This is a genomic window from Paenibacillus sp. J2R1T-4 (genome assembly GCF_059692235.1).
In genome coordinates this window covers 182,239-202,823 of record NZ_JCAUBA010000004.1, presented here as the reverse complement: position 1 = coordinate 202,823, position 20,585 = coordinate 182,239, and the positions used below count along the sequence as shown (strand labels likewise).

Here is a 20,585-nt window from a genome sequence, read left to right as displayed (position 1 = left end):
CGATGAATGTAGGTTGGGTTATAATAATTAAGTTAGAAATTAGCCTTCAACACGATAAACACTTTTGATCTCGAATATGACTTCTAACGACTCGAAGTGGCTAAGCACCTTGTCCATGCTCGCCTTACTGGCGTCATGAGTGACGATAATAATTTCTGCGTTTGAATGATTCGTGTTAGGCTGCTGTACAACCGATTCCAGACTTACCTCATGCTCGGCAAACACCTGAGTAATTTTGGCTAACACACCGGCTTTATCTGCAACATGCAGCAAAATATAGTTTTTAAACGCAATTTGCTCGGCAGTCTTAAGCTTCTTCTCTTTATATGGGACGAATACGCGCTGTCCATTAACGCCAAGCTTCAAGTTCTTCACAACCGCTACAAGGTCAGCTACCACAGATGTCGCAGTTGGCATCTCACCCGCACCCGGCCCATAGAACATCGTTTCGCCAACTGCTTCACCATGCACGTATACCGCGTTGTAAACCCCATTCACTGCAGCCAGCGGATGAGTTTTCTTAACCATTGTAGGCTGCACGCTGATACTGATTAGATCGTCTCTGCTCTCTGCAATTCCGAGTAGCTTGATCTCGTACCCAAGCCTTTGACCGTATAGAATGTCTTCTTTGGAAACCTGGGAAATCCCTTTTACTTCCACATCCGATAATTCTACATTAGCGTGGAAACCAAGTGTGCCCAGAATCGCCATTTTACGAGCAGCATCGAGTCCTTCTACATCAGAAGTCGGATCCGACTCTGCATAACCAAGCTCTTGGGCTTCCTTCAATACATCCATGTATGAAGCGCCTTCTTGACTCATCTTGGTTAGGATGTAGTTCGTTGTTCCATTCACAATCCCCATAATTTTTGTAATGCGATCCGAGGAGAAGCCATCGATCAATGTCCGAATAATCGGAATACCGCCGGCCACACTCGCTTCATAATAAACGTCACAGCTTCTTTCCGCAGCTTTTTGCAAAATCTCTGTGCCATGCAGCGCCATCAGATCTTTGTTTGCCGTTACGATATGTTTGCCGCGCTCTAATGCAGCAAGAATATAACCTTTGGTTGCTTCGATTCCGCCCATTACTTCAACTACAACGTTAATTTCCGGATCGTCTATAATATCCCATGGATTCTCGGTCAGCTTGCTGGGATCAATATTGAAGCGGCGCGCCTTGCTGCGGTCTTGTACAAGCACCTTCTCAATATGAATAGGCGAGCCCACTTGCTTCTGCAAATCCTCTTGATACCCTTCGACAATGCGGATCACACCTGTTCCGACTGTCCCCATTCCTAATAAGCCGACTTTCACTGGTTTCATCTATCTTTCCTCCTTCAATAAGTGTGAAGCAATTATCTTCGTACACATACGTTTAATTTCAAGTCGACCTTATTTATCCCTGACCTATTACCGTTGCACGGCTAACCCCGTCCTGACCGCGTATCGCGTCCAATAGTCGAATAACATTCTCACCCATATGCGACGTTTCTACGGACAGCACTACATTGGCAGTTCCTTGAAGCGGAATGGTCTGATGAATCGTTAGAACATTGCCGTCAAGTCCGGCTATAATAGCAAGAACCTTAGACAATATCCCCGAGCGGTGCTGCAAATCCATTGATATGGTTACGATCCGTTCGCGGTCTAGCTTGCTGAGCGGATGAATTCCATCCTTGTACTTGTAAAAAGCGCTACGGCTCAGCCCGCAACGATCGGCGGCTTCATGCACGGTCTTCGCCTTGCCTGATGCGAGCATTTGTTTCGCTTGGATTGTCTTCACTAGTGCTTCTGGCAAAATATCCTCACGCACCAGAAAGTACCTCGACTCATCCGATCGGATGGCAGTAGGGGCTTCTGTTCCTGATCCTGTTTGGCCTGTTACAGTCCCATTATCTACATGAGCACTTCTTATTGTTTTGACTTCAGCTGTGCTTTCCGTCGTGCCTTCTATCGTGGGACCGTCGCCCGTCGTCGTTGAATCCATATCCCCTCATCACCGTCCTCCCGTAAGAGACTTTTGTTTGCATATAGTGGACATTATAACGGATCGATCCCTGAGGAGCAAGAGGCAATTTGTAAAAGGGGCTTTCCGGCTAGACATCTTTTCATTCCTATGGAATAATGTTCTCTAGTCTTACGGCTGCAGAGATAGGTTCGGCAGTTCGTATTTGGAGGTCCTAATGGAATTACGATTAATTGCCGCTGCTATTTTGTTCAATGGAAATGATGTATTAATGATGAGACGTTCGGAAAGGAGAACCCTGAATCCTGGTCTTTGGGCTACTGTGGGCGGGCATATAGAGGGCTACGAGCTGGCACACCCTATGCAAGCCTGTCTGCGCGAGATAACTGAAGAAACCGGATTTGAACCGCAAGATGTGCAGGATCTAACGATGCGTTATGTACTTATGCGTAACAATCGCGGGGAATTCCGTCAACAATTTATATATGTAGGAAATGTGAACAGACGTGATTTTCATCAGACCGATGAAGGCGAACTCCATTGGGTTCCATTCGAAGAAATTCTGGATCGGCCGCTCCCTTATATATTCCGAGCAACCCTGGAACACCTTATTCTGCATCGTCATTCCCCTCATGTATGGTTCGGATCAGCAGTCCGCTCATTAGAACTGGATGAACCCATTGTCATCTGGACGCCTCTAACCGACCCGTTGATGTGATATTTAACGATCAAGGATAATAGTCATAAGAATAAACATTGAGTTCAGTTGGAGCGCGGGAGGGCAGAAATATGGGCTCCAACCGCTGTTGTACTTGAATTCTTTGATTATATTTTATGGTGAGAATTCCAGTACAAAGGCGGACGCTGACGCTTTTCCACTCCATCTTCCTGCCCTAGAGTTATGTTCACATCCATCAAAAAAGGCAAGTCAATGGATATCCATTGGCCCGCCTTTTTTATGAATTCTAGCTATGCTCTACGAACTCGAACTCAAAATCGCCGATCTGCACCAAATGGCCATCTTCTGCACCCTTCTTACGCAAGGCATCATCAATCCCAAGCTTACGCATAACCCGTGCAAAACGTTGCAGTGCTTCATGGGAACCTAGGTTCATCCGTTTGATCATCTTCTCAATACCAGGACTCTCAATAATGAATGTATCATTCTCACGGCGAATGGTGAAATCCCGGTTCTCATCCTGATCGAGCTTATATATTTTACGTTCGGATACACCAGACACTTCTTCCACCAATGGGGCTTCAGGAATGGTAGCTAACACATCCATTGCACGGTATAACACTTCTTGAACACCCTTCTTGGTTACGGCCGAGATAGGGAGAATCTCAACCTCAAGTCCATCTTCAGCCAATCGTTCCTTGAACAGAGCCAGGTTGTCTTCCGCTTCCGGAATATCCATCTTGTTCGCGACTACGATCTGTGGACGCTCTGCCAAATTCTCATTATACAGACGAAGCTCCTCGTTAATCTTAAGCCAATCATCATACGGATCTCGGCCTTCTGTCCCTGCCATATCGACCACGTGCAGAATGACACGAGTACGCTCTACATGTCGCAGGAACTCATGACCCAGTCCCACGCCTTCATGCGCGCCTTCGATCAAGCCCGGCAAATCGGCCATAACGAAGCTGCGGCCATCTCCAACGTCAACCACACCTAGATTTGGCGTAATTGTTGTGAAATGATAGGCGCCAATCTTCGGCTGAGCAGCAGATACGACTGACAGCAAGGTGGACTTCCCTACGCTTGGGAAACCGACCAAACCCACATCCGCCATTACTTTCAGCTCGAGTACTACCCATCGTTCCTTGCCTTCTTCGCCATTCTCAGCTAGTTCAGGCGCCGTATTGGTCGCAGTTGCGAATCGGACATTGCCTCGTCCGCCTCGTCCGCCCTTAGCGATTACAACTTCTTGTTCGTGTCTTACAAGATCCGCCAAGATTTCCTGGGTGTCGTCATCAATAACAACTGTTCCAGGCGGCACTCGAACGATCATGTCGTCCGCATTCGCCCCATTTTGACTCTTATTACGGCCTTTTTCACCACGGCTAGCCTTGAAATGCTTCTGATAGCGGAAATCGATCAGAGTACGCAGTCCTTCATCAACACGGAATATTACATCTCCGCCGCGTCCTCCGTCTCCCCCAGCCGGTCCTCCCATGGGTACATATAGCTCTCGGCGGAACGCTACGAGCCCATCGCCGCCGTCGCCGCCTTTTACATAAATCTTAGCCTTATCCAAAAACATTCCTAACACCTCATTTAAGTATGAACGGTATCCGTAACGTCAAAGCCGTCCACTGCGATTCGAATTCACTCTCCAGCTGAACAAGCATATGCTCGTTTGCAGAAGCTATTGCTATATTCAATTCTTGTTCCAACGCAGCTTGATCACATTGACCGCGAAAATCGAAGCAAAGTGCCAAAGCATCCTCTTCCACGTTCCACTCCAGCTGTAGGTGATGCGGTTCTACGAAACCCGTCTCGTATGTACGGCGCTTAAAACAATCCAGCACAGCAATGACTAGTGTCGCCACTTGCTCTGCGTCAACCGCCAACTCATTTAGTTGGAAGTCTTGCTCCAATTCGACCTCCAGTTCAATAAGCGGACACTGCACACGAAACGTATAGAGGTACACGATCAACTCAGTCACGCCAAGCTTGGAAATCATACTCTCTCGAGCGGCCTTTTGCTTTATTGTTTCCATAAAATCAATTAATTTATCATGCTTATTAAGGCGTAAATAACCATACAACACTTGGATATCATTCATCCAGTCATGTCGAAGGTGGTTGATGACATCAATCAGCAGCTCGTTTCTGGCTAGCAGCTCATGCTTGTGGGTCCGATCTGCGGAAATGGCTTCATCTTTCAGATCCATCAGAAATCTTCTCCGTTCCTTGAACTTCCTACCAGTATATCATACATAATTTCACCCCACAAAGTGAAGAGAAGCTCCGAAGCTTAATCCTATTACTTTGCGGGGACCCCGACTTTTACCCCACAAAGTGAAGAGAAGCTCCGAAGCTTAATCCTATTACTTTGCGGGGACCCCGACTTTTACCCCACAAAGTGAAGAGAAGCTCCGAAGCCGCCAGCTTCGCTTTAAAAACCAATTAAAAAACCCCAGCCTAAGCCGGGGTTCTTGGAGCATTGCGGGTTTACGCTTCGATTGCTGCTGCAACCGGTGCGGAGACTGCAGGGTATACGCTAACTTTCTTGCGATCGCGACCCCAACGTTCGAACTTCACAACACCTTCCACTTTCGCGAACAGTGTGTCGTCTGAACCGATGCCCACATTGTTACCTGGGTGAATTTTGGTGCCGCGTTGGCGAACCAAAATGCTGCCAGCGGATACAGCTTGACCGTCAGAACGCTTAACACCAAGGCGTTTAGCTTGACTATCACGACCGTTTCTTGTGGAACCTACACCTTTTTTCGAAGCAAATAACTGAAGGTTTAATTTCAACATCGTAGTTACCTCCTTTTCTTGTGAACTTGTTGTTTCATCTTCATATATTTTCCGTATTCCTTCTGAATCGAGTCCAACATCACGACCATGGATTCCAGAAGCAATTGTATCTTCGCGCTCGTTTCCTGCTCCAAGTCTGTTGGGACCTTAACACGCAGCAGACCATGCTCCATCTCGCTCGGCAGCTCTACGCCTGTTAAAACTTCCACCGAATTCACGGTTCCGACTGAGACAGCGGACACTCCAGCACACACAATGTCTTTGCCCGTATTCGCATAGCGAGCATGACCGGATACGGAAAACGCGGCAATATAGCCTGAATCGGCTAATCGTTCAATGATAACCTGTACCATTGTCTGGACCTCTTATGCCTGGATCTTCTCGATAACCACTTTAGTGTAAGGCTGACGGTGACCTTGTTTACGACGGTAGTTCTTCTTAGCTTTGTACTTGAACACGATAATCTTCTCGCCTCTGCCGTGCTTCTCCACTTTCGCGGATACGCTAGCGCCAGAGATAAGCGGGGAACCCGATACAAGACCCTCATCATTCGATACAGCCAATACACGGTCAAACGTTACAACATCACCTTCGGAAGCAACAAGCTTCTCGATGTAAAGTACATCGCCTTGTGCTACCTTGTACTGTTTTCCACCTGTTTCAATAATTGCGTACATTCGTTACGCACCTCCTCATGTCTCAGACTCGCCTTGTCAGGTGGCGATTGTGGCGAAGCCGAAGCCCGTCGCAATCAACTCTTAAGGTTGTACCTGTTTCGCGCGGTTACAGCATGTGCAGCATGCGCGGCAACACACATTCGTCTATTATAGCTGAATAATACTTCTGTTGCAACAACTATTCAAGAAAATTTCGGTTGAGGCCGATGGTGCTGTCTTGGCTTGGACGGAGCAATCGGGGCAATAACCTTACCACTGCCTCCACACTCGGGACAAGCTACGGTATGTATTTCGTCCAAGCTCTCCCGTACCTTCTTGCGAGTTAACTCCAACAGGCCGAGGCGTGTCCAACCAACCACTAACGACTTGGTTCGATCACGCTTCATAATCTCAGTCAGATGCTCAGCAATGGCTGTACGATTGCGTTCTGAAGCCATATCGATGAAATCTACGATGATTATGCCTCCGAAGTCTCTTAACCGAAGTAATCGGCCGATTTGTTCCGCCGCTTCCATATTCGTAGTGAACACGGTATCTTCCAGGCTGTCATTGCCTGTGAACTTCCCTGTATTGACGTCTATAACCGTTAACGCTTCAGTCCGGTCAATAATCAAATAAGCACCGCTCTTCAGCCACACTTTACGCTGTAAGACAGAGTCCAGCTGTTGGTGAATCCCAAGCATATGATGCAGGGACTTGCCTGATTCGCTCCGCTGAACTTTAATTCTTCCTTCCAGCTTCAATCCCAAGTCACGTGTCAATCGGCTGACTTCCGCAGCCTTGCCTGGATCATCCAAGACCAGCTCGTCCACTTGTTCAGTGAATGAATCTCGAACCAACCTTTCCAGCACACCTGGCTCTCGAAAAAGCAATTCTGGAACTTTCGCACTTTCTGCTCGCTCTAGGATCCGATTCCATGTGCTGCGGAGCATGTTCAAGTCGCGCTCCAATGCTTCAACTGGTTCCCCTTCGGCGACCGTGCGGATGATTAACCCCTCACCCGGCCGTCTTATACGATCTGCTATCTCTTTCAATCGAGTACGCTCTGAATCGGTATCGATCTTCCGGGAAATACCAACATAATCGGCGTTAGGCATATAGACAATCCAACGTCCAGGTAAAGAGAAATGCGTGGTTACCCGCGCTCCCTTGGTCCCTAGCGACTCTTTGGTAATTTGTACGGTAATCTCCTGACCTTCTCGAAGCAGTGATGTTATAGGTGGTTTAACTCGAGGTACTTGATCCATATGCGCAGGCAGAACATCATCAATATAAATAAATGCATTTTTCTCTAACCCAATCTGGACGAAAGCAGCCTGCATGCCCGGGAGAACATTCACGACTCTTCCCTTGTACACATTCCCCACCAATTGCCCCTTGACCGGTCTTTCTGAATAGTACTCTGTGAGTTGCCCATCATCTAACAAAGCGACCTGTATGTCGCCTTCCCGGCTCTGCACTACGATTTGCTTCATGTAATCACCTCGGCTTTACGTCCCTCTTGTTCTATTTTACCATGAAAAGCTCAGAAACGGGACTTCCAGGTCGGTTCAAATGAAAATATGCGTGCAATAATCGTTGCTCGGGTAATACAAGCTTCACGCTTCCGCCAGAACCAAGCACATACACGATGTGATACTTCTCTCGCATAAACAATCTGACGATCTCAGCAATCGTTCGATGGGGTGAGATTACGATAGGCTGAGCCAATGTTCCTTTATCTATCAACGGTTCCATCCTCATATTGCGGTTCATCAGAAATCGCACAAATTGATACCTGCCATTGCGGAGTCCATATCCATTCGATACTAACAGGAATACCGAGATAATCAGTAAGTTAAATTCAATTCCTTCAGACAGGATGTTCCATATTGAGGCTGCTACGAACACTAGGCTAAGCGCTATACTGATCCAGGTACTGGATTGAATCGCTCTGTAATAGGGAAGAACGCAGCTGAGCAGCGCCTGCATGATCTTCCCCCCATCCAAGGGAAGTATAGGTATTAGATTGAATAATCCAATCATGAGGTTGGCCTGAATGAAAGTTTGGGTCCACTCCGCTTCCCACAACCCGACTGTTCCAAGCAAATAAGCTAACCCGATCATCCAAGCATTCTGAAAAGGACCTGCTGCTGCAACGATTATGTCTTCTCGAACCGAGCATGTGCCCGATTGATCAGTCTCTGCCACACCGCCGAACGGGAGTAATTCCACTTTTGTTATCGTCCATCCGAAGCTGCGTGCTGCTGCCACATGGCCTAGCTCATGGATTAAAACAATGGAGAATAGAATAAGCAGCTCAAGAAAGTAACCGGTAAGGATGGACAGCAGCATCATGATTGTAAATAAAGGATGCAAGCGAAATCGGATCCCGAATAGTTTAATCAAATGGGACCACATCCGTTGGATCAATCCATTGGTTGTCCTTTTTTACCGCGAACAGCAACCTGCCTGATTTGGACTGGTTATCTGCAGCTATTCGGCCTATCGTTTCGCCTCCTTTGATCCAGTCATATTTTTTGACTGTGCTTTGAGAAAGACCGCCATAAGTGGATTGCAGCCCGTCTGCATGCTGGATAACGACCTGTACGAGATTGTCTGCAGCTGTCAGAACGGCCAACACACGGCCAGTATCCATTGCCTTTGCCTCCACAGCAGCCGTTTCCACCTTAATCATAGGCTCAGCTTCGGTGTAGGATGTAAGGATTCTACCCGTAACCGGAGCGTACATTTGCCTTGCGTTCACTGTGCTTACTTTCTGAATTTCCGGGTCGTCCTCATGCCGCCAAGAAGCAGGAAGAATAGCAGGGAGTCCACTAAATTTCGATTCATACCAAGCAGCTGCCAGCGCAAAATTATAGTCCTCGGTCAAAGCCTTGGTGACCCACTCCCTGCCCTTCAATGCATAGGGATGGTCGGTTTGGAACGTTCCAAAAGAAACAGCGAACAAAAGAGCAGCTACCCCCAGCTTGACCCACAGCTGCCGTGCTGATGGAGGTTTGATCCACCCATTGCGTTTTCTCTCATATTCCTCATAGTTATTATTGATCTGACCCCAGCTAGTTGGCCTCTCATTTCGGAAGCGATCCCTCTGCTTCCAAGCAAATTCCGGATCCTGAAAACGCAGATCATCCGTTTCGTATTGCGGCTCCTTCACCCTATTTATGTCCACATACGGAAGCTCTTCTCTCTTCCAACTGACCTGCCCGGCAGGGCGAAGCGTGGACTCTGAGAGCTGCTTCATACGATCCATTCTTCTCTGCTTCACATTAGACTTCACTTCCATAGGATTAACCTCCCAATAAACTTAACATTCTCAAGGTTGAAATGTATGCTGCTGAGATCCCTGCCTGTCCATGTGATCGGCAGAGCTTGTATCCCTACATGTTTATGATCGCATTAGGATTCCTATGAACAAAGATCCCTCCTATCCTGCAAAAAGAAAAAACGCCCTCGCGGGCGCTTAATGATCTAACCTAATATAGCTTCGGCTTCTCCTGATGAACTTGAATGCTCATGACAAGACCGATCGACAGCATATTGATAAGCAGTGAGGTGCCTCCGTAACTTACGAAAGGGAGTGTAATTCCCGTCAATGGCATAATCCCAATCAGCATACCTATATTCTCGAATACTTGAAACACGTACATAGACACAATCCCGACGATGATGAAAGAGCCTACGCGGTCTGTCACCTGTATGGCAATGTAGATCATTCTATAAATTAGCAAGAAATACATGAGCAGCAATATGGATGCTCCGACAAACCCGAATTCCTCTCCAACCACAACAAATACGGAATCAGAATAAGGATAAGGGATAAACCCTTTCTGTACAGAATCCCCCTCCTTGAACCCTTCGCCGAACAAGGAACCAGACCCTATCGCTCGCATCGAATTCTCTACTTGATATTTGGCATCCGCAGAGGCGTTATCCGGGTCCATAAAGGTCTGAATCCGGTCTAATCGATGAACCCACTTCTCCATGTCATTGGCCTTGAGATAATCCACCATAGGACTATAGTACAACTGGAATAAATAAAAGAACAAGGCGATCAGTCCGACAATGATAGCTCCGCCAATCAACACCTGAATATATTTAATATTCCCGATCCAATACATCACCAGAAGTATGACTAAGAATATGATCGCATTCCCTAAGTCAGGTTGGATAATAACGAGTACGAACGGAATAAAGACGAATATCCCGATCGGAATGACCTCGTGAAATAAACGAAGTGGACTGCCTTGGCGACGCCCAATAAACGCAGCTAATGCTACGATGATAATCAGCTTCATTAATTCAGCCGGTTGAAAATTAAAGCCCGCCGGTAATTCGAACCAGCTCTTGGAGCCATGAATCTCAGCTCCGAACAAGTAAACAGCGACGAGTAATCCAATCCCGATTAAATATAAGTATAAGGCTCCTTTAATCAACAACCGATAATCCAATAACATTGCCATAAAGCAAACCAGGAAACCAATTCCGTAATTAATCAGGTTCTTGACATCCATGTTGGCAAAGCCCGGATTATTCGCCGTTGCACTATGAACGATAAATGTACCGAGTATCATAAATGCAACAAGAATGGCTACCATAAACCAATCTGTTCTTTTCAGCTTATCTAACAAAATCGTCTCATCCTATTCCAAGAAACTTCTTCATCCTGACCATGACACCTGGTTTCTCATCAAGCGACATGAGAGGAACGGCATCCCCTAACATTCTGCGAGCGATATTCCGGTAGGCAATTGCAGCCTTGGACTTCGGGTTCATGACGGTAGGTTCCCCGCTGTTAGCTGCTTTAATTACGTGCTCATCATCGGGTACAATGCCAAGCAAATCTATTGCTAGAACCGAACAGATCTCATCGATATCTAACATATCGCCCTTCTTCACCATATTGGGGCGAATTCGGTTAATAATTAGCTTAGCGCCCATGATTTTTTCCTGTTCTAATAGTCCGATAATCCGATCGGCATCCCGCACAGCCGCATTTTCCGGAGTCGTGACGACTATTGCTTTATCTGCACCCGAGACGGCATTCTTGAAGCCCTGTTCTATGCCCGCGGGACAATCAATAATTACATATTCGAAGTCTTTCTTCAATTCGAGGATCAGGTCCCGTACGTTCTCAGGTGAGACCGCATGTTTGTCCTTCGTCTGCGCTGCCGGGAGCATATAGAGTTCATCGAAGCGTTTATCTTTGATCAAGGCTTGGGATAATCGGCATCTGCCTTCCACCACATCGACCAAATCATAAATAATGCGGTTCTCGAGACCCATAACGACATCCAAGTTGCGCAAGCCGATATCTGTATCGACCATACACACCTTTTTGCCCAACAGAGCCAAGGCAGTACCCAAATTAGCGGAGGTCGTCGTCTTACCTACCCCGCCTTTACCCGATGTCACAACGATTGCTTCTCCCATTGATACTCACTCCTTCAACATTTACGTAGCAAATGCATTTCATAGCTAAAGCTGCGGAGGTCTAAACATTTGCAAACGGAAAGTACGATAAATCCGGCCTTAAACGATGGAGCTGACTAATCTTCTCAATCTCCATCTTCCCCTGATGAATATAGGCAAACTCCATATACGCATCCTCAAGCCCCCACTCATCAGGCGGCCTGCTGATAATCTCAGCAATTCGAAGTTGAGTCGGCTTCAAGTAGGAGGCAGCAATAATCGCATTTTCATTGCCTTCAATCCCCACATGCGCCATGCCGCGCAGCGCTCCCATGACGAACAAATCTCCTGTGCAAAGAATGGTTCCGCCCGGATTGACATCACCTAGATAAAATAAATTGCCTTCAAAGCGAATCGTCTGCCCTGAACGAACAATTCCTTTCATCACTGTAATCGGACCATTCCCTTGATCCTGTTCTATTCCTTCTAGTATATCAGATTCCATAGATTGGACCAGCAGGTTCCCCTGAGAACTGAACAATTGTTTAATTTGTTCCCGCTCGTCATCACCAATCGTCCTTTTTCCTAATTTGATATGGACATGGATTATGGGGCCAGTCAATATGCGGCGGTGTGTTTTTTCCAATTTATGTTGGATATCGCTCAGCAACGTGGAGAAATCGCATGCGTCATCCAGTATAAATACCAATCCGTCTTTGACGCCCTTGATGGTCACGTGATTCTGCTGCTTCGTTTCCGTCACCCGCTAGCTCACCCCCACCCCTTACAATTCGTCCGTGAACAGGGCTTTTCCTGCCCTTTATCAAATAATATAACTGTTAACCCTTACCTATTTCTCTTCCCCTTCACGATTCGTATCGTTTTGTTCCAGCCATTTGCGAGCAGGCACATAAATCGCCAGAGCAAGCAGAAGGTTAAACAGGGTACTAGGCAGCATTTGATGAAAAAAAGCCCATTCTATGTCAACACGAATCACGTTGAGAAACAGACGATAAATGCCAAAGATCAACGTTTCATAGAGAAGCAGCCCGAGCAGCACAAATATAAGACTGGTTACGATTCCAAAGGTCATTCTGCGGAATAACAAGCCTGCAGCATATCCGATTAATCCTAAAGTAAAGGAATATACTCCAATTGCATGCCCATAATAGATCACATCCTGGAGAAGCCCGAAGGCCAACCCGTATGTAAGTCCCACATGGCGGGACCTGAACATTGAAATATATAAGACACCGATAAGGACCAGATGCGGTACGATATAAACTCGCGTTTGCCAGGTTGGAGGAATGATCCATTCCGACAGCGTTCCTTCAAATATGAAACAACCAAATACGATTAGCGCGATCCAATAATGCTTCATTGGCTGAGCTCCGGCACTTCGACAACAAACACTTCACGCAGATGATTGAACGAAGCGAACGGCTTAATATAGGCCGTATGCGTAATACCGAACTCTCCTTCATCCTTCTCCACGATTGTGCCGATCTCGATCCCGCGCGGGAACAACTGTCCAAGTCCGGACGTTATGACAACATTATCCTTCGTCATCTGGTCCGTTTTCGGAATTTTATTCATGACTAGCAGCTCTTTTTCACGATCATAGCTCTCGATAATGCCAAAGGATTCATTCTCAAGACCTTTCACAGTTGCTGCGATCGCCTTCGAGCTACTCGAACGATCATCAATATCAGTTAATAATTGCACGTTGGAGTAAAACGGAAAAACGCGTGAAACGCGGCCAATCAAACCTTCAACAGACATGACGGCCATATTCTCTCGAATCCCGTCCTTCTCTCCGAGATTAATAGTAACCGTGTTATTGTAGGGATCCGGGCTTGAAGCATAAACTTCAGCAATCCTGTATGTGTATTGCGTCGTTTGTCTCTGTCTCTCTGTGAAGCCTAATGCTTCTTTCAACCGTTCGTTCTGGGATTCAAGATCGTTAAGCCGCGCTGTATCCTTTGCATACCGAGTCAGCGTAAGCTTCAGAGCGCGGTTCTCATCATAAACAACAGTAAGACGCTGCATATCTTCAAAGAAGCCCGCTACAACACGAGCGGGCTTGTATACTATTCCTTGAATCCAGGACACTGAATCCTTGACGAACCGTTCCGGCCAAGTCATCTGTTCCCGGTTTCCAAACGTGAACCCCATCAGGGCTGTAAAAATAATGAACCCAAACATCAAGATAAGCAGTCTTTTGTTTCCGAACCATTTAAACAATACGAACACCTTCTAATCAATTGTGTGCCTCATATAGGGATTAGCGATTTAAGGTTACTTCCTTGCTCTGCCTGCACCCGGTCTGGATTTGAATAAATGAATATTTTCCAACGCCCGGCCTGTTCCAATTGCCACGCAATCGAGAGGGTTCTCTGCCACAAGAACTGGCATTCCAGTCTCTCGAGTCAACAATTTATCTAAATTACGCAATAAAGCACCGCCGCCCGTCAAGACAATACCGCGATCCATAATATCCGCTGACAATTCTGGGGGGGTTTTCTCCAATGTTACTTTAACAGCATCCACGATATGGTTGATCGTATCCGTTAAGGCTTCAGTAATTTCATCCGAGGTTACACTCATCGTTTTGGGAAGACCGCTAACCAGGTCGCGTCCACGGATTTCCATCGTAGTAGGCTTGTCCATAGGAAGCGCAGAGCCAATCTCCATCTTCATCTGCTCCGACGTCCGCTCACCTATCATCAGGTTGTACATACGCTTGATATATTGCGTGATCGCTTCGTCCATCTCGTCTCCGGCAATACGGATCGAGCGGCATGTTACGATACCTCCCAGAGAAATGACGGCCACTTCCGTCGTTCCGCCGCCGATATCTACGACCATGCTGCCAGTTGGTTCCCATACCGGCAGATCAGCACCAATTGCCGCTGCGAATGGTTCTTCAATCGTGTAGGCTTCCTTAGCCCCTGCTTGCTTAGTTGCGTCTTCAACGGCACGTTTTTCCACGGCTGTAATCCCTGAAGGAACGCAGACCATTACATTCGGACGGCTGCGGAACAGCATCCGCTGCTTCTGAGCTTGTCTCAAAAAATAATTAATCATCGTTGCTGTTGTGTCAAAATCGGCGATTACCCCATCTTTCATCGGGCGAACCGCGCGAATGTTGCCAGGTGTACGGCCAATCATCTTCTTAGCCGCTTCACCTACAGCTTCAATTGTTTTTGTATCGGTACGCAAGGCAACCACGGAAGGCTCCCTGACCACAATGCCTTTTCCTTTGACATACACTAATGTGTTAGCGGTTCCTAAGTCAATTCCCAAATCTTTTGTAAAGCTGCCAAACATGTTGTAATCTCCTTCCTAATGCTGCCTGTAAATCGCAGTCCGTTTTATATTATATTACAGATAACCTTGTTCCTTCAAACTCACACTCGTACGATCACCAATAATGATGTGGTCTAACAGTTCAATCCCTAGTAATTGTCCAGCCTCAGCAAGCCTTTGCGTAATCTGAATATCCTCTGGACTTGGTGTCGGATCTCCGCTCGGATGGTTGTGTACACACACAATGGATGCGCTGCTGCGTTTCACTGCGGCGAGAAAGACTTCGCGGGGATGTACAATCGATGCGTTCAAGCTGCCCATGGATAAAGTTTCTTTACCAATGACCTGATTCTTCGTATTGAGGAATAGACATACGAAATGTTCTTTATTCAAATATCGCAGTTCCTCGGCGAGCAGACTGGATACGTCCTTAGGAGAGCGAATCGTAACCGTCTCATCCTGGCTCGTCCTGGCTAGCCGCCTTCCAAGCTCGATTCCAGCCTGCACTTGCAATGCCTTGGCTGAGCCTATTCCGCGAATCTCCGTCAATTGTTCAATACTCATCTCGACCAAATTCCGCAATCCGCCAGCTTGAGTAAGCACTCGTTGGGATAAACCTACAGCAGACTCAGACGTTGTTCCGGTTCGAATTATTATCGCAAGCAATTCAGCATTGCTCAGCGCTCCAGCCCCATATTGCAGCATGCGTTCTCTCGGTCGTTCCTCATGGGGGAGTTCGCGTAGTGTTACATTTGGCGACTCCATCAATTCCCTACTTTCTCATCTCATTTCCTGTGCTCTTCAAGCATCATTTTTCCATTATAGCACTAACTGAAAATCAATGCGGGCGAAAAAGAAAAAGACCTAGCAAAAGATCGATGACCGTCGCTAGGTAATAGTTCGTGGTTACGGTTAAGTTTGTGCGGGTAACCTTACTTTCCTTCCAGAAGCTGCTTCAATCGAGCAGGGAAGTTCGTAATGATCCCTTGCACCCCAGATTCGAGCATCGAGGTCATATCTTCGACTGAGTTAACCGTCCAAGCATAAACTTGGAATCCATTATCCGACAACTCACGAATATCCTTCTTGCTGATCGCTTTGAAATAGGGATGAATCGAATAGACCGGCATTTGAGCAGCTTCCGCAACCTGCAGATGGCTGACAAAGTCTGAATTGTACAATAAGCCTACTTTGAGATCACGCGAAAGCTGTTTCAGATGATGTAGACACTTATGATCAAACGAGGAGATCACCACTGATTCCATACGTCCTGTGCGTTTCAACAGCTCTATTAATTTGGGCTCTAGCTTGTGGCCGCCGTGGTCTTTAATCTCTATATTGATAATGAAGTTCTGCGGAACCAGGTCGAATACTTCGCTTAACAGCGGGATTTGCTCCCCTTTATATTTCTCATGGAACCAGGAACCCGCATCGAACTGCTTCAATTGAGCAACAGTCAATCGGTCGATTGCACCTGTCCCATTGGTCGTACGATTAACCGTATAATCATGGATTACGATAATCTCTCCGTCAGCTGACAAATGAATATCCAGTTCAAACGCGTTTGCTCCTTGCTCCAGAGCTAGCTTGAAAGCTCCCAGTGTATTCTCTGGCGCTTCACCCATGGCTCCGCGGTGGGCGATAATCAAAGGCTTTTGAGTCATCTTCTGCTTCCTCCTCAAGTAGTAAACCTGCAAATTTTATAGTACTTCAATTCCCAGATCAGCTAGCATATCGCTTAATAGGGAAACGGGGAGGCCAACAACCGTAAGATAGTCACCATCTATCCACTCAATCAGAGTAGCTCCGATTCCTTGAATCCCATATGATCCTGCCTTGTCAAGAGGCTCCCCGGTACGGATATATCGTTCAACCTGCCCAGCAGACAATGGTTTCATGGCTACTCTCGTCATCCGATGCGAGACGATCTGACGATCATCCCGAGTGTCAATGCACGCCACCCCAGTATATACCTCGTGGACCTGACCTTGAAGCTGCTGCAGCATTCTGGCAGCATCCTGATCGTCCGTTGGCTTGCCTAACACTTCTCCATTCAACACTACGATCGTATCGGAGCCGATTACAATACCATCCGCTGATGAATCAAGCGCTTCCCTAGCTGCTGCTGCCTTACGTAAAGACAGCTCACGAACAATCGCATCAGGACGTGTACCAGGCTCAAATGATTCATCCGCGTAACTCGGAGCGATTACAACTGGAAGCTGGAACGTCTGAATTAATTCGCGCCTGCGGGGCGACGAAGAAGCTAGTATTAATGTTCGGGGTTGTTGCATGTTATTCCTCCATCAGAAGCGATTTCATCATACTTTCCGGTAAATCCAAATGGCAAGACCTATACAAAGAATACTAATCAGATTCAACTTAATATGAAGTGAGAAGCTATACTTCACTACATTGAAATCGGCTTGAGGCTCCCAAGAGATTTGTGCGGAACGAGTTAAAAAGGACAACCACTCAACAGAACTTAGCAGCCCAGTGAGTATGGCGCCTGTCAATAACCCTAACAGCAAAAAAATAATCAGAGTAAAAATATTTTTCTTCATTCAACTTCATACCTTCCCTAGTATGGCCATCTTTTCCATGTCACTTATTATAAACGCAAGGCCGATTTGTGACAATCATTGTCGAAGGATGAAGAAAAAGTTGTCGAATTCACTCAAAATAGGCCCAATTTCCTGTTACACTTCCACTCATTCCCTTGTACAATAAAAAGACGTATAGGCTTTATGCTATCCGTGTACCCAATTTAGGAGGAAGAAGTATTGATGATAGGCAACAAGAACAGCAGCAAGATTAGTCACATGGTCCGCAGTCATTCTCCCACTATGGATAGGGTTAGCCCTATCGGATTTCCGTCGTTAAGCCGTAAACTCGGTTGTGTTCTATTAGCTTGTATGATAGGTTTCAGTTCCGCGCAAGCCGCAACAGCGGCCAAAATTGTCGTGGATGCCGGTCATGGAGGATCAGATCCCGGAGCGATCGGCGTTAATGGTCTGCAAGAAAAACAAGTTAATCTGGACATTTCATTAAGATTGCAAGGAGAACTGCTGTTAAGAGGCTACGAGGTTGCTCTCACAAGACAAGATGACCGGTACATAAGCTTAGCAGATCGTGTGGCGATAACCAATGAAGCGAAGGCCGACTTATTCGTCTCCGTTCATGCCAATTCCCATACAGCCAGTTCCATATCAGGCACTCTAGTCCTTTATCATGATAGCAGTTATCCTCAATCCGACTATCCCGCTAGCGATGCTATGACAGCACTGACACCTGAGAGCAAGAAACTCGCCCAGTCTGTCCTTCGTAATGTTCTGCTTACAGCCAAGCTCGCAGATCGAGGACTTGTTCCAAGTGCTGCCTATGTCGTTCGTATGGGTCAAATTCCAAGTATTCTAGTCGAAACAGCCTTCCTGAGCAATCCGCAAGACGCTACAGCATTGAAGGACCCGGCTATGCTGCAGAAATTTGCAGTTGGGATTGCTAATGGAATACAGGAAGTATTGCCGCCGGCCCCTGTACCTAAGGAATTCGCAGATTTGCAAAAGCATTGGGCCAAAGATGCCGTTTACAGGTTGAAGGACAAGGGCATCGTCGAATCGGATAAAAATTTCTTTCCTGATCGTCCGCTTACAAGAGCAGAGCTGTTAACGATGCTTAATCGAAAGTTCGCATTCGGACAAAGATTGATGGGCACACCGAAGCCTGGGGTGAACTTGCCAATGTTCAAAGACTTGCCTGCGACTCACTGGGCTTCAGATGTTATGTACCGTGCTGGCGCACTCGAGTATGTCGACGGGTATCCGGATCAAACGATTCGCCCGGATCAATCTGTAACACGAGCGGAAGCAGCCGTTCTGCTGCAAAGAATTATGCTGCTGCCGAAGATGGACAAGCCGTTAACTGATACGGGCTTCTCCGATGTTCGCAGTGACAACTGGGCAGCCAAAGCAATTGTTCAATTGTCCCAGAAAGGGTTAATTAACGGCGTGGGCGACAAGCTATTCGCCCCGGATAAAGTTATGACCCGTGCAGAAATGGCAGTCTTGATAGATCGCGCGAAGTAGCTTCTAAACAAATAAGGAATAATCAAAACGGTTCAACACAAAGTGTTGAACCGTTTTGATCGTTAACTATTTAACAGCTATCGCATGCAGCAGTTCGCCCTCAAGCAATACATATTGCATAGTTCCGCTCTGCGCTTGCCACAGGAATGAAGCAGAAGGATTCTTTTTATATTCGTCCAATGCAAGCACAGCCGTATTAAGAGCCGTATTCATTTTTTGAATAATGGAGCGTTGCTCTTCCGCCAGTCCTTCTCCCATCGCCGTGACTGACGCGCTCCAGGTTTGATGCACCGAATGGATGGCTTGCAGAGTATTGTTCTCTATTGGTCCTGGTGCTGCAGCTTTAAGATGCAGTGCTGTGACATTGGTCATGGAGCTCGTAAGCTTAGCTGCTTGTGTGAAATAAGAATCAGCTGTTTCTGGCGTCTTGCCGTTCCATTTAATACTTGTGACGCTTGGAGAAGTAACGGTTTTGACGTATACCTCCGTTTTTTGAGCTTGTAATTTCGCTTTTATCGCTGCTGCTTCATCAGGTCCAGGGGTCAGTCCGGCATAAACATATTGTTTGTCCGCTGATTGAACCGCAGCGCCTAAGCCGAGCTTGCGAAGCTCAGCTAGCGCTGAGTCTGCGCCCTGTTTGTTCTGAAAAGCCCCATACTGCAAGAGCGTGTATGAACGAGCAGGAATCTTCACTGAAATGGTCGCAGATGTAGCGGATGCTGCTGTCGAGATATTTGAACTCGGAGCAGGTTTAACCGCTGTATCGGAACTGGGACTCGCATTCACTTGTGCGTTCCCCCCTGTATTCGCTGCCGTCGGAGCACCGGGATCATTTCCATTCTTGGGATCATCTGCGGAAAAGAGAGAAAGGACGAAGATTCCGATCAGTACCCCGGTTGTAATCGCCCCAGTTACAGATGCAACAATTTTGAGCCAAGGGGTTCTTGAATAACGCTCGAAGCGGTTTCCAGACACCGTCACTCTGCCGCCGCCCGGTGTGTCATATAAATTAGATGATATCACTTCACGATTCCTTGACTGCTCATAATATCCTGTTTCCCCGTTATATTGTGTAGGTTCAGAACGCGGGTCATGATTATGGTGTCGTTGATTCTCTTCTTCCTCCACAATCGTTGCCCGACCTGTTTCTCTAATCATTCGCTCGACCCGCTCCGTCTCTTCATCGAATGGACTGCTCCATGTTCCGAAGTCCGTAGTGAATCGGTTGAGCGGCTGCGACTGGTTAAATAAATTTGCTGTAGGAGAGGGGTTCCTGTCTATTTGCGCATGTTCTTGAGCTGCAAAAGATGAATGCATAGCCTCTTCTTCCACCACAGAGAATTCCTCGGGTGTAAGCGGGATTACAGGATTAGTCTCTTGCCCGTATCGAGGGGATGAAGTCCTCTTCTGTTCTGGATGATCAAATCGATATGTAAGTCTTGCTTTATTATTATTCATTGACGGTCCTCTCCTTGTCCTTCATGGATACTCTCAATTTATGATAGAGAATAATCAAATATGATAGGAGGAGGAAAATAAGTATGGAAAGAGGAAGAAAATAAATATTGAAAAGCTGTATGTGATACGCTAGTGCGGAGGACAAGGAGATGGGCTACGACTGCTGTTGTAATTGTATTCCC

General features: G+C 46.8%; 23 protein-coding genes. 2 read left to right on the top strand and 21 right to left on the bottom strand.

Features of this window, described 5'->3' with window-relative positions; all coding sequences use genetic code 11:
- Window positions 1–39: 39 nt before the first annotated feature.
- The gene (locus AC58QD_RS09850) at window positions 40–1,326 is read right to left on the bottom strand and encodes a homoserine dehydrogenase (RefSeq protein WP_497332559.1); all 1,287 of its coding nucleotides are present in this window, start codon (window positions 1,324–1,326) and stop codon (window positions 40–42) included.
- 73 nt (window positions 1,327–1,399) lie between these two features.
- Window positions 1,400–1,846: an ACT domain-containing protein gene (locus AC58QD_RS09845; RefSeq protein ID WP_497332883.1), complete on the bottom strand. Its 447-nt coding sequence runs from the start codon at window positions 1,844–1,846 to the stop codon at window positions 1,400–1,402.
- A gap of 340 nt (window positions 1,847–2,186) precedes the next feature.
- Here AC58QD_RS09845 and AC58QD_RS09840 point away from each other — a divergent pair, with 340 nt between their 5' ends.
- A complete protein-coding gene (locus tag AC58QD_RS09840; RefSeq protein ID WP_497332557.1) occupies window positions 2,187–2,687 on the top strand; it encodes an NUDIX domain-containing protein in 501 nt (166 codons plus the stop codon).
- 247 nt (window positions 2,688–2,934) lie between these two features.
- Here the strand turns inward: AC58QD_RS09840 and obgE are convergent, their stop codons facing one another.
- The 18 genes from obgE to AC58QD_RS09750 all read right to left on the bottom strand — a co-directional run bounded on the left by obgE (window position 2,935) and on the right by AC58QD_RS09750 (window position 17,424).
- A complete protein-coding gene (gene obgE, locus AC58QD_RS09835; protein ID WP_497332555.1) occupies window positions 2,935–4,236 on the bottom strand; it encodes a GTPase ObgE in 1,302 nt (433 codons plus the stop codon).
- A 10-nt stretch (window positions 4,237–4,246) separates the two neighbouring features.
- Entirely contained in the window at window positions 4,247–4,870 is a 624-nt protein-coding gene (locus tag AC58QD_RS09830) for a Spo0B domain-containing protein (protein ID WP_497332553.1), read from the bottom strand.
- Between the two features lie 280 nt (window positions 4,871–5,150).
- A complete protein-coding gene (gene rpmA, locus AC58QD_RS09825; protein ID WP_497332551.1) occupies window positions 5,151–5,462 on the bottom strand; it encodes a 50S ribosomal protein L27 in 312 nt (103 codons plus the stop codon).
- Between the two features lie 5 nt (window positions 5,463–5,467).
- Window positions 5,468–5,815: a ribosomal-processing cysteine protease Prp gene (locus AC58QD_RS09820; protein WP_497332549.1), complete on the bottom strand. Its 348-nt coding sequence runs from the start codon at window positions 5,813–5,815 to the stop codon at window positions 5,468–5,470.
- 12 nt (window positions 5,816–5,827) lie between these two features.
- Complete coding sequence (gene rplU, locus AC58QD_RS09815) at window positions 5,828–6,139, bottom strand: 50S ribosomal protein L21 (protein WP_497332547.1); 312 nt, start codon at window positions 6,137–6,139, stop codon at window positions 5,828–5,830.
- Between the two features lie 182 nt (window positions 6,140–6,321).
- On the bottom strand, window positions 6,322–7,614 hold the full coding sequence (locus AC58QD_RS09810) for an Rne/Rng family ribonuclease (protein WP_497332545.1): 1,293 nt from the start codon (window positions 7,612–7,614) through the stop codon (window positions 6,322–6,324).
- A gap of 31 nt (window positions 7,615–7,645) precedes the next feature.
- Window positions 7,646–8,527, bottom strand: coding sequence for a M50 family metallopeptidase (locus AC58QD_RS09805; protein ID WP_497332543.1), 882 nt, complete (start codon window positions 8,525–8,527; stop codon window positions 7,646–7,648).
- Window positions 8,520–9,425, bottom strand: a complete 906-nt coding sequence (locus AC58QD_RS09800) for a peptidoglycan DD-metalloendopeptidase family protein (RefSeq protein WP_497332541.1) — start codon at window positions 9,423–9,425, stop codon at window positions 8,520–8,522. The genes AC58QD_RS09805 and AC58QD_RS09800 overlap by 8 nt, the downstream gene beginning before the upstream one ends.
- 190 nt (window positions 9,426–9,615) lie before the next feature.
- Window positions 9,616–10,770 carry an FtsW/RodA/SpoVE family cell cycle protein gene (locus AC58QD_RS09795; protein ID WP_497332539.1) on the bottom strand — a complete coding sequence of 385 codons (1,155 nt, stop codon included), beginning with the start codon at window positions 10,768–10,770 and terminating at the stop codon, window positions 9,616–9,618.
- A 7-nt stretch (window positions 10,771–10,777) separates the two neighbouring features.
- Window positions 10,778–11,572, bottom strand: a complete 795-nt coding sequence (minD, locus tag AC58QD_RS09790; RefSeq protein WP_497332537.1) for a septum site-determining protein MinD — start codon at window positions 11,570–11,572, stop codon at window positions 10,778–10,780.
- 61 nt (window positions 11,573–11,633) lie between these two features.
- Window positions 11,634–12,314, bottom strand: coding sequence for a septum site-determining protein MinC (locus AC58QD_RS09785; RefSeq protein WP_497332535.1), 681 nt, complete (start codon window positions 12,312–12,314; stop codon window positions 11,634–11,636).
- Window positions 12,315–12,401: 87 nt separating this feature from the next.
- Window positions 12,402–12,932: a rod shape-determining protein MreD gene (mreD, locus tag AC58QD_RS09780; protein WP_497332533.1), complete on the bottom strand. Its 531-nt coding sequence runs from the start codon at window positions 12,930–12,932 to the stop codon at window positions 12,402–12,404.
- Entirely contained in the window at window positions 12,929–13,804 is an 876-nt protein-coding gene (mreC, locus tag AC58QD_RS09775) for a rod shape-determining protein MreC (protein ID WP_497332531.1), read from the bottom strand. Before mreC ends, mreD begins: the two co-directional genes overlap by 4 nt.
- 45 nt (window positions 13,805–13,849) lie before the next feature.
- Window positions 13,850–14,881 carry a rod shape-determining protein gene (locus tag AC58QD_RS09770; RefSeq protein ID WP_497332529.1) on the bottom strand — a complete coding sequence of 344 codons (1,032 nt, stop codon included), beginning with the start codon at window positions 14,879–14,881 and terminating at the stop codon, window positions 13,850–13,852.
- Window positions 14,882–14,935: 54 nt separating this feature from the next.
- On the bottom strand, window positions 14,936–15,625 hold the full coding sequence (radC, locus tag AC58QD_RS09765) for a RadC family protein (RefSeq protein ID WP_497332881.1): 690 nt from the start codon (window positions 15,623–15,625) through the stop codon (window positions 14,936–14,938).
- A gap of 167 nt (window positions 15,626–15,792) precedes the next feature.
- Window positions 15,793–16,524 (bottom strand): glycerophosphodiester phosphodiesterase, encoded by a 732-nt coding sequence (locus AC58QD_RS09760; protein WP_497332527.1) that lies wholly within the window; start codon window positions 16,522–16,524, stop codon window positions 15,793–15,795.
- Between the two features lie 36 nt (window positions 16,525–16,560).
- Entirely contained in the window at window positions 16,561–17,154 is a 594-nt protein-coding gene (locus tag AC58QD_RS09755) for a Maf family protein (protein ID WP_497332525.1), read from the bottom strand.
- Window positions 17,155–17,181: 27 nt separating this feature from the next.
- Window positions 17,182–17,424 (bottom strand): DUF4321 domain-containing protein, encoded by a 243-nt coding sequence (locus AC58QD_RS09750; protein WP_497332523.1) that lies wholly within the window; start codon window positions 17,422–17,424, stop codon window positions 17,182–17,184.
- 222 nt (window positions 17,425–17,646) lie between these two features.
- On the opposite strand from AC58QD_RS09750, the gene AC58QD_RS09745 reads away from it, so the two are divergent.
- Complete coding sequence (locus AC58QD_RS09745) at window positions 17,647–18,945, top strand: N-acetylmuramoyl-L-alanine amidase (RefSeq protein ID WP_497332879.1); 1,299 nt, start codon at window positions 17,647–17,649, stop codon at window positions 18,943–18,945.
- Between the two features lie 66 nt (window positions 18,946–19,011).
- On the opposite strand, the gene AC58QD_RS09740 is transcribed toward AC58QD_RS09745, so the two are convergent.
- A complete protein-coding gene (locus tag AC58QD_RS09740) occupies window positions 19,012–20,403 on the bottom strand; it encodes an SPOR domain-containing protein (RefSeq protein WP_497332521.1) in 1,392 nt (463 codons plus the stop codon).
- Between the last annotated feature and the right edge of the window lie 182 nt (window positions 20,404–20,585).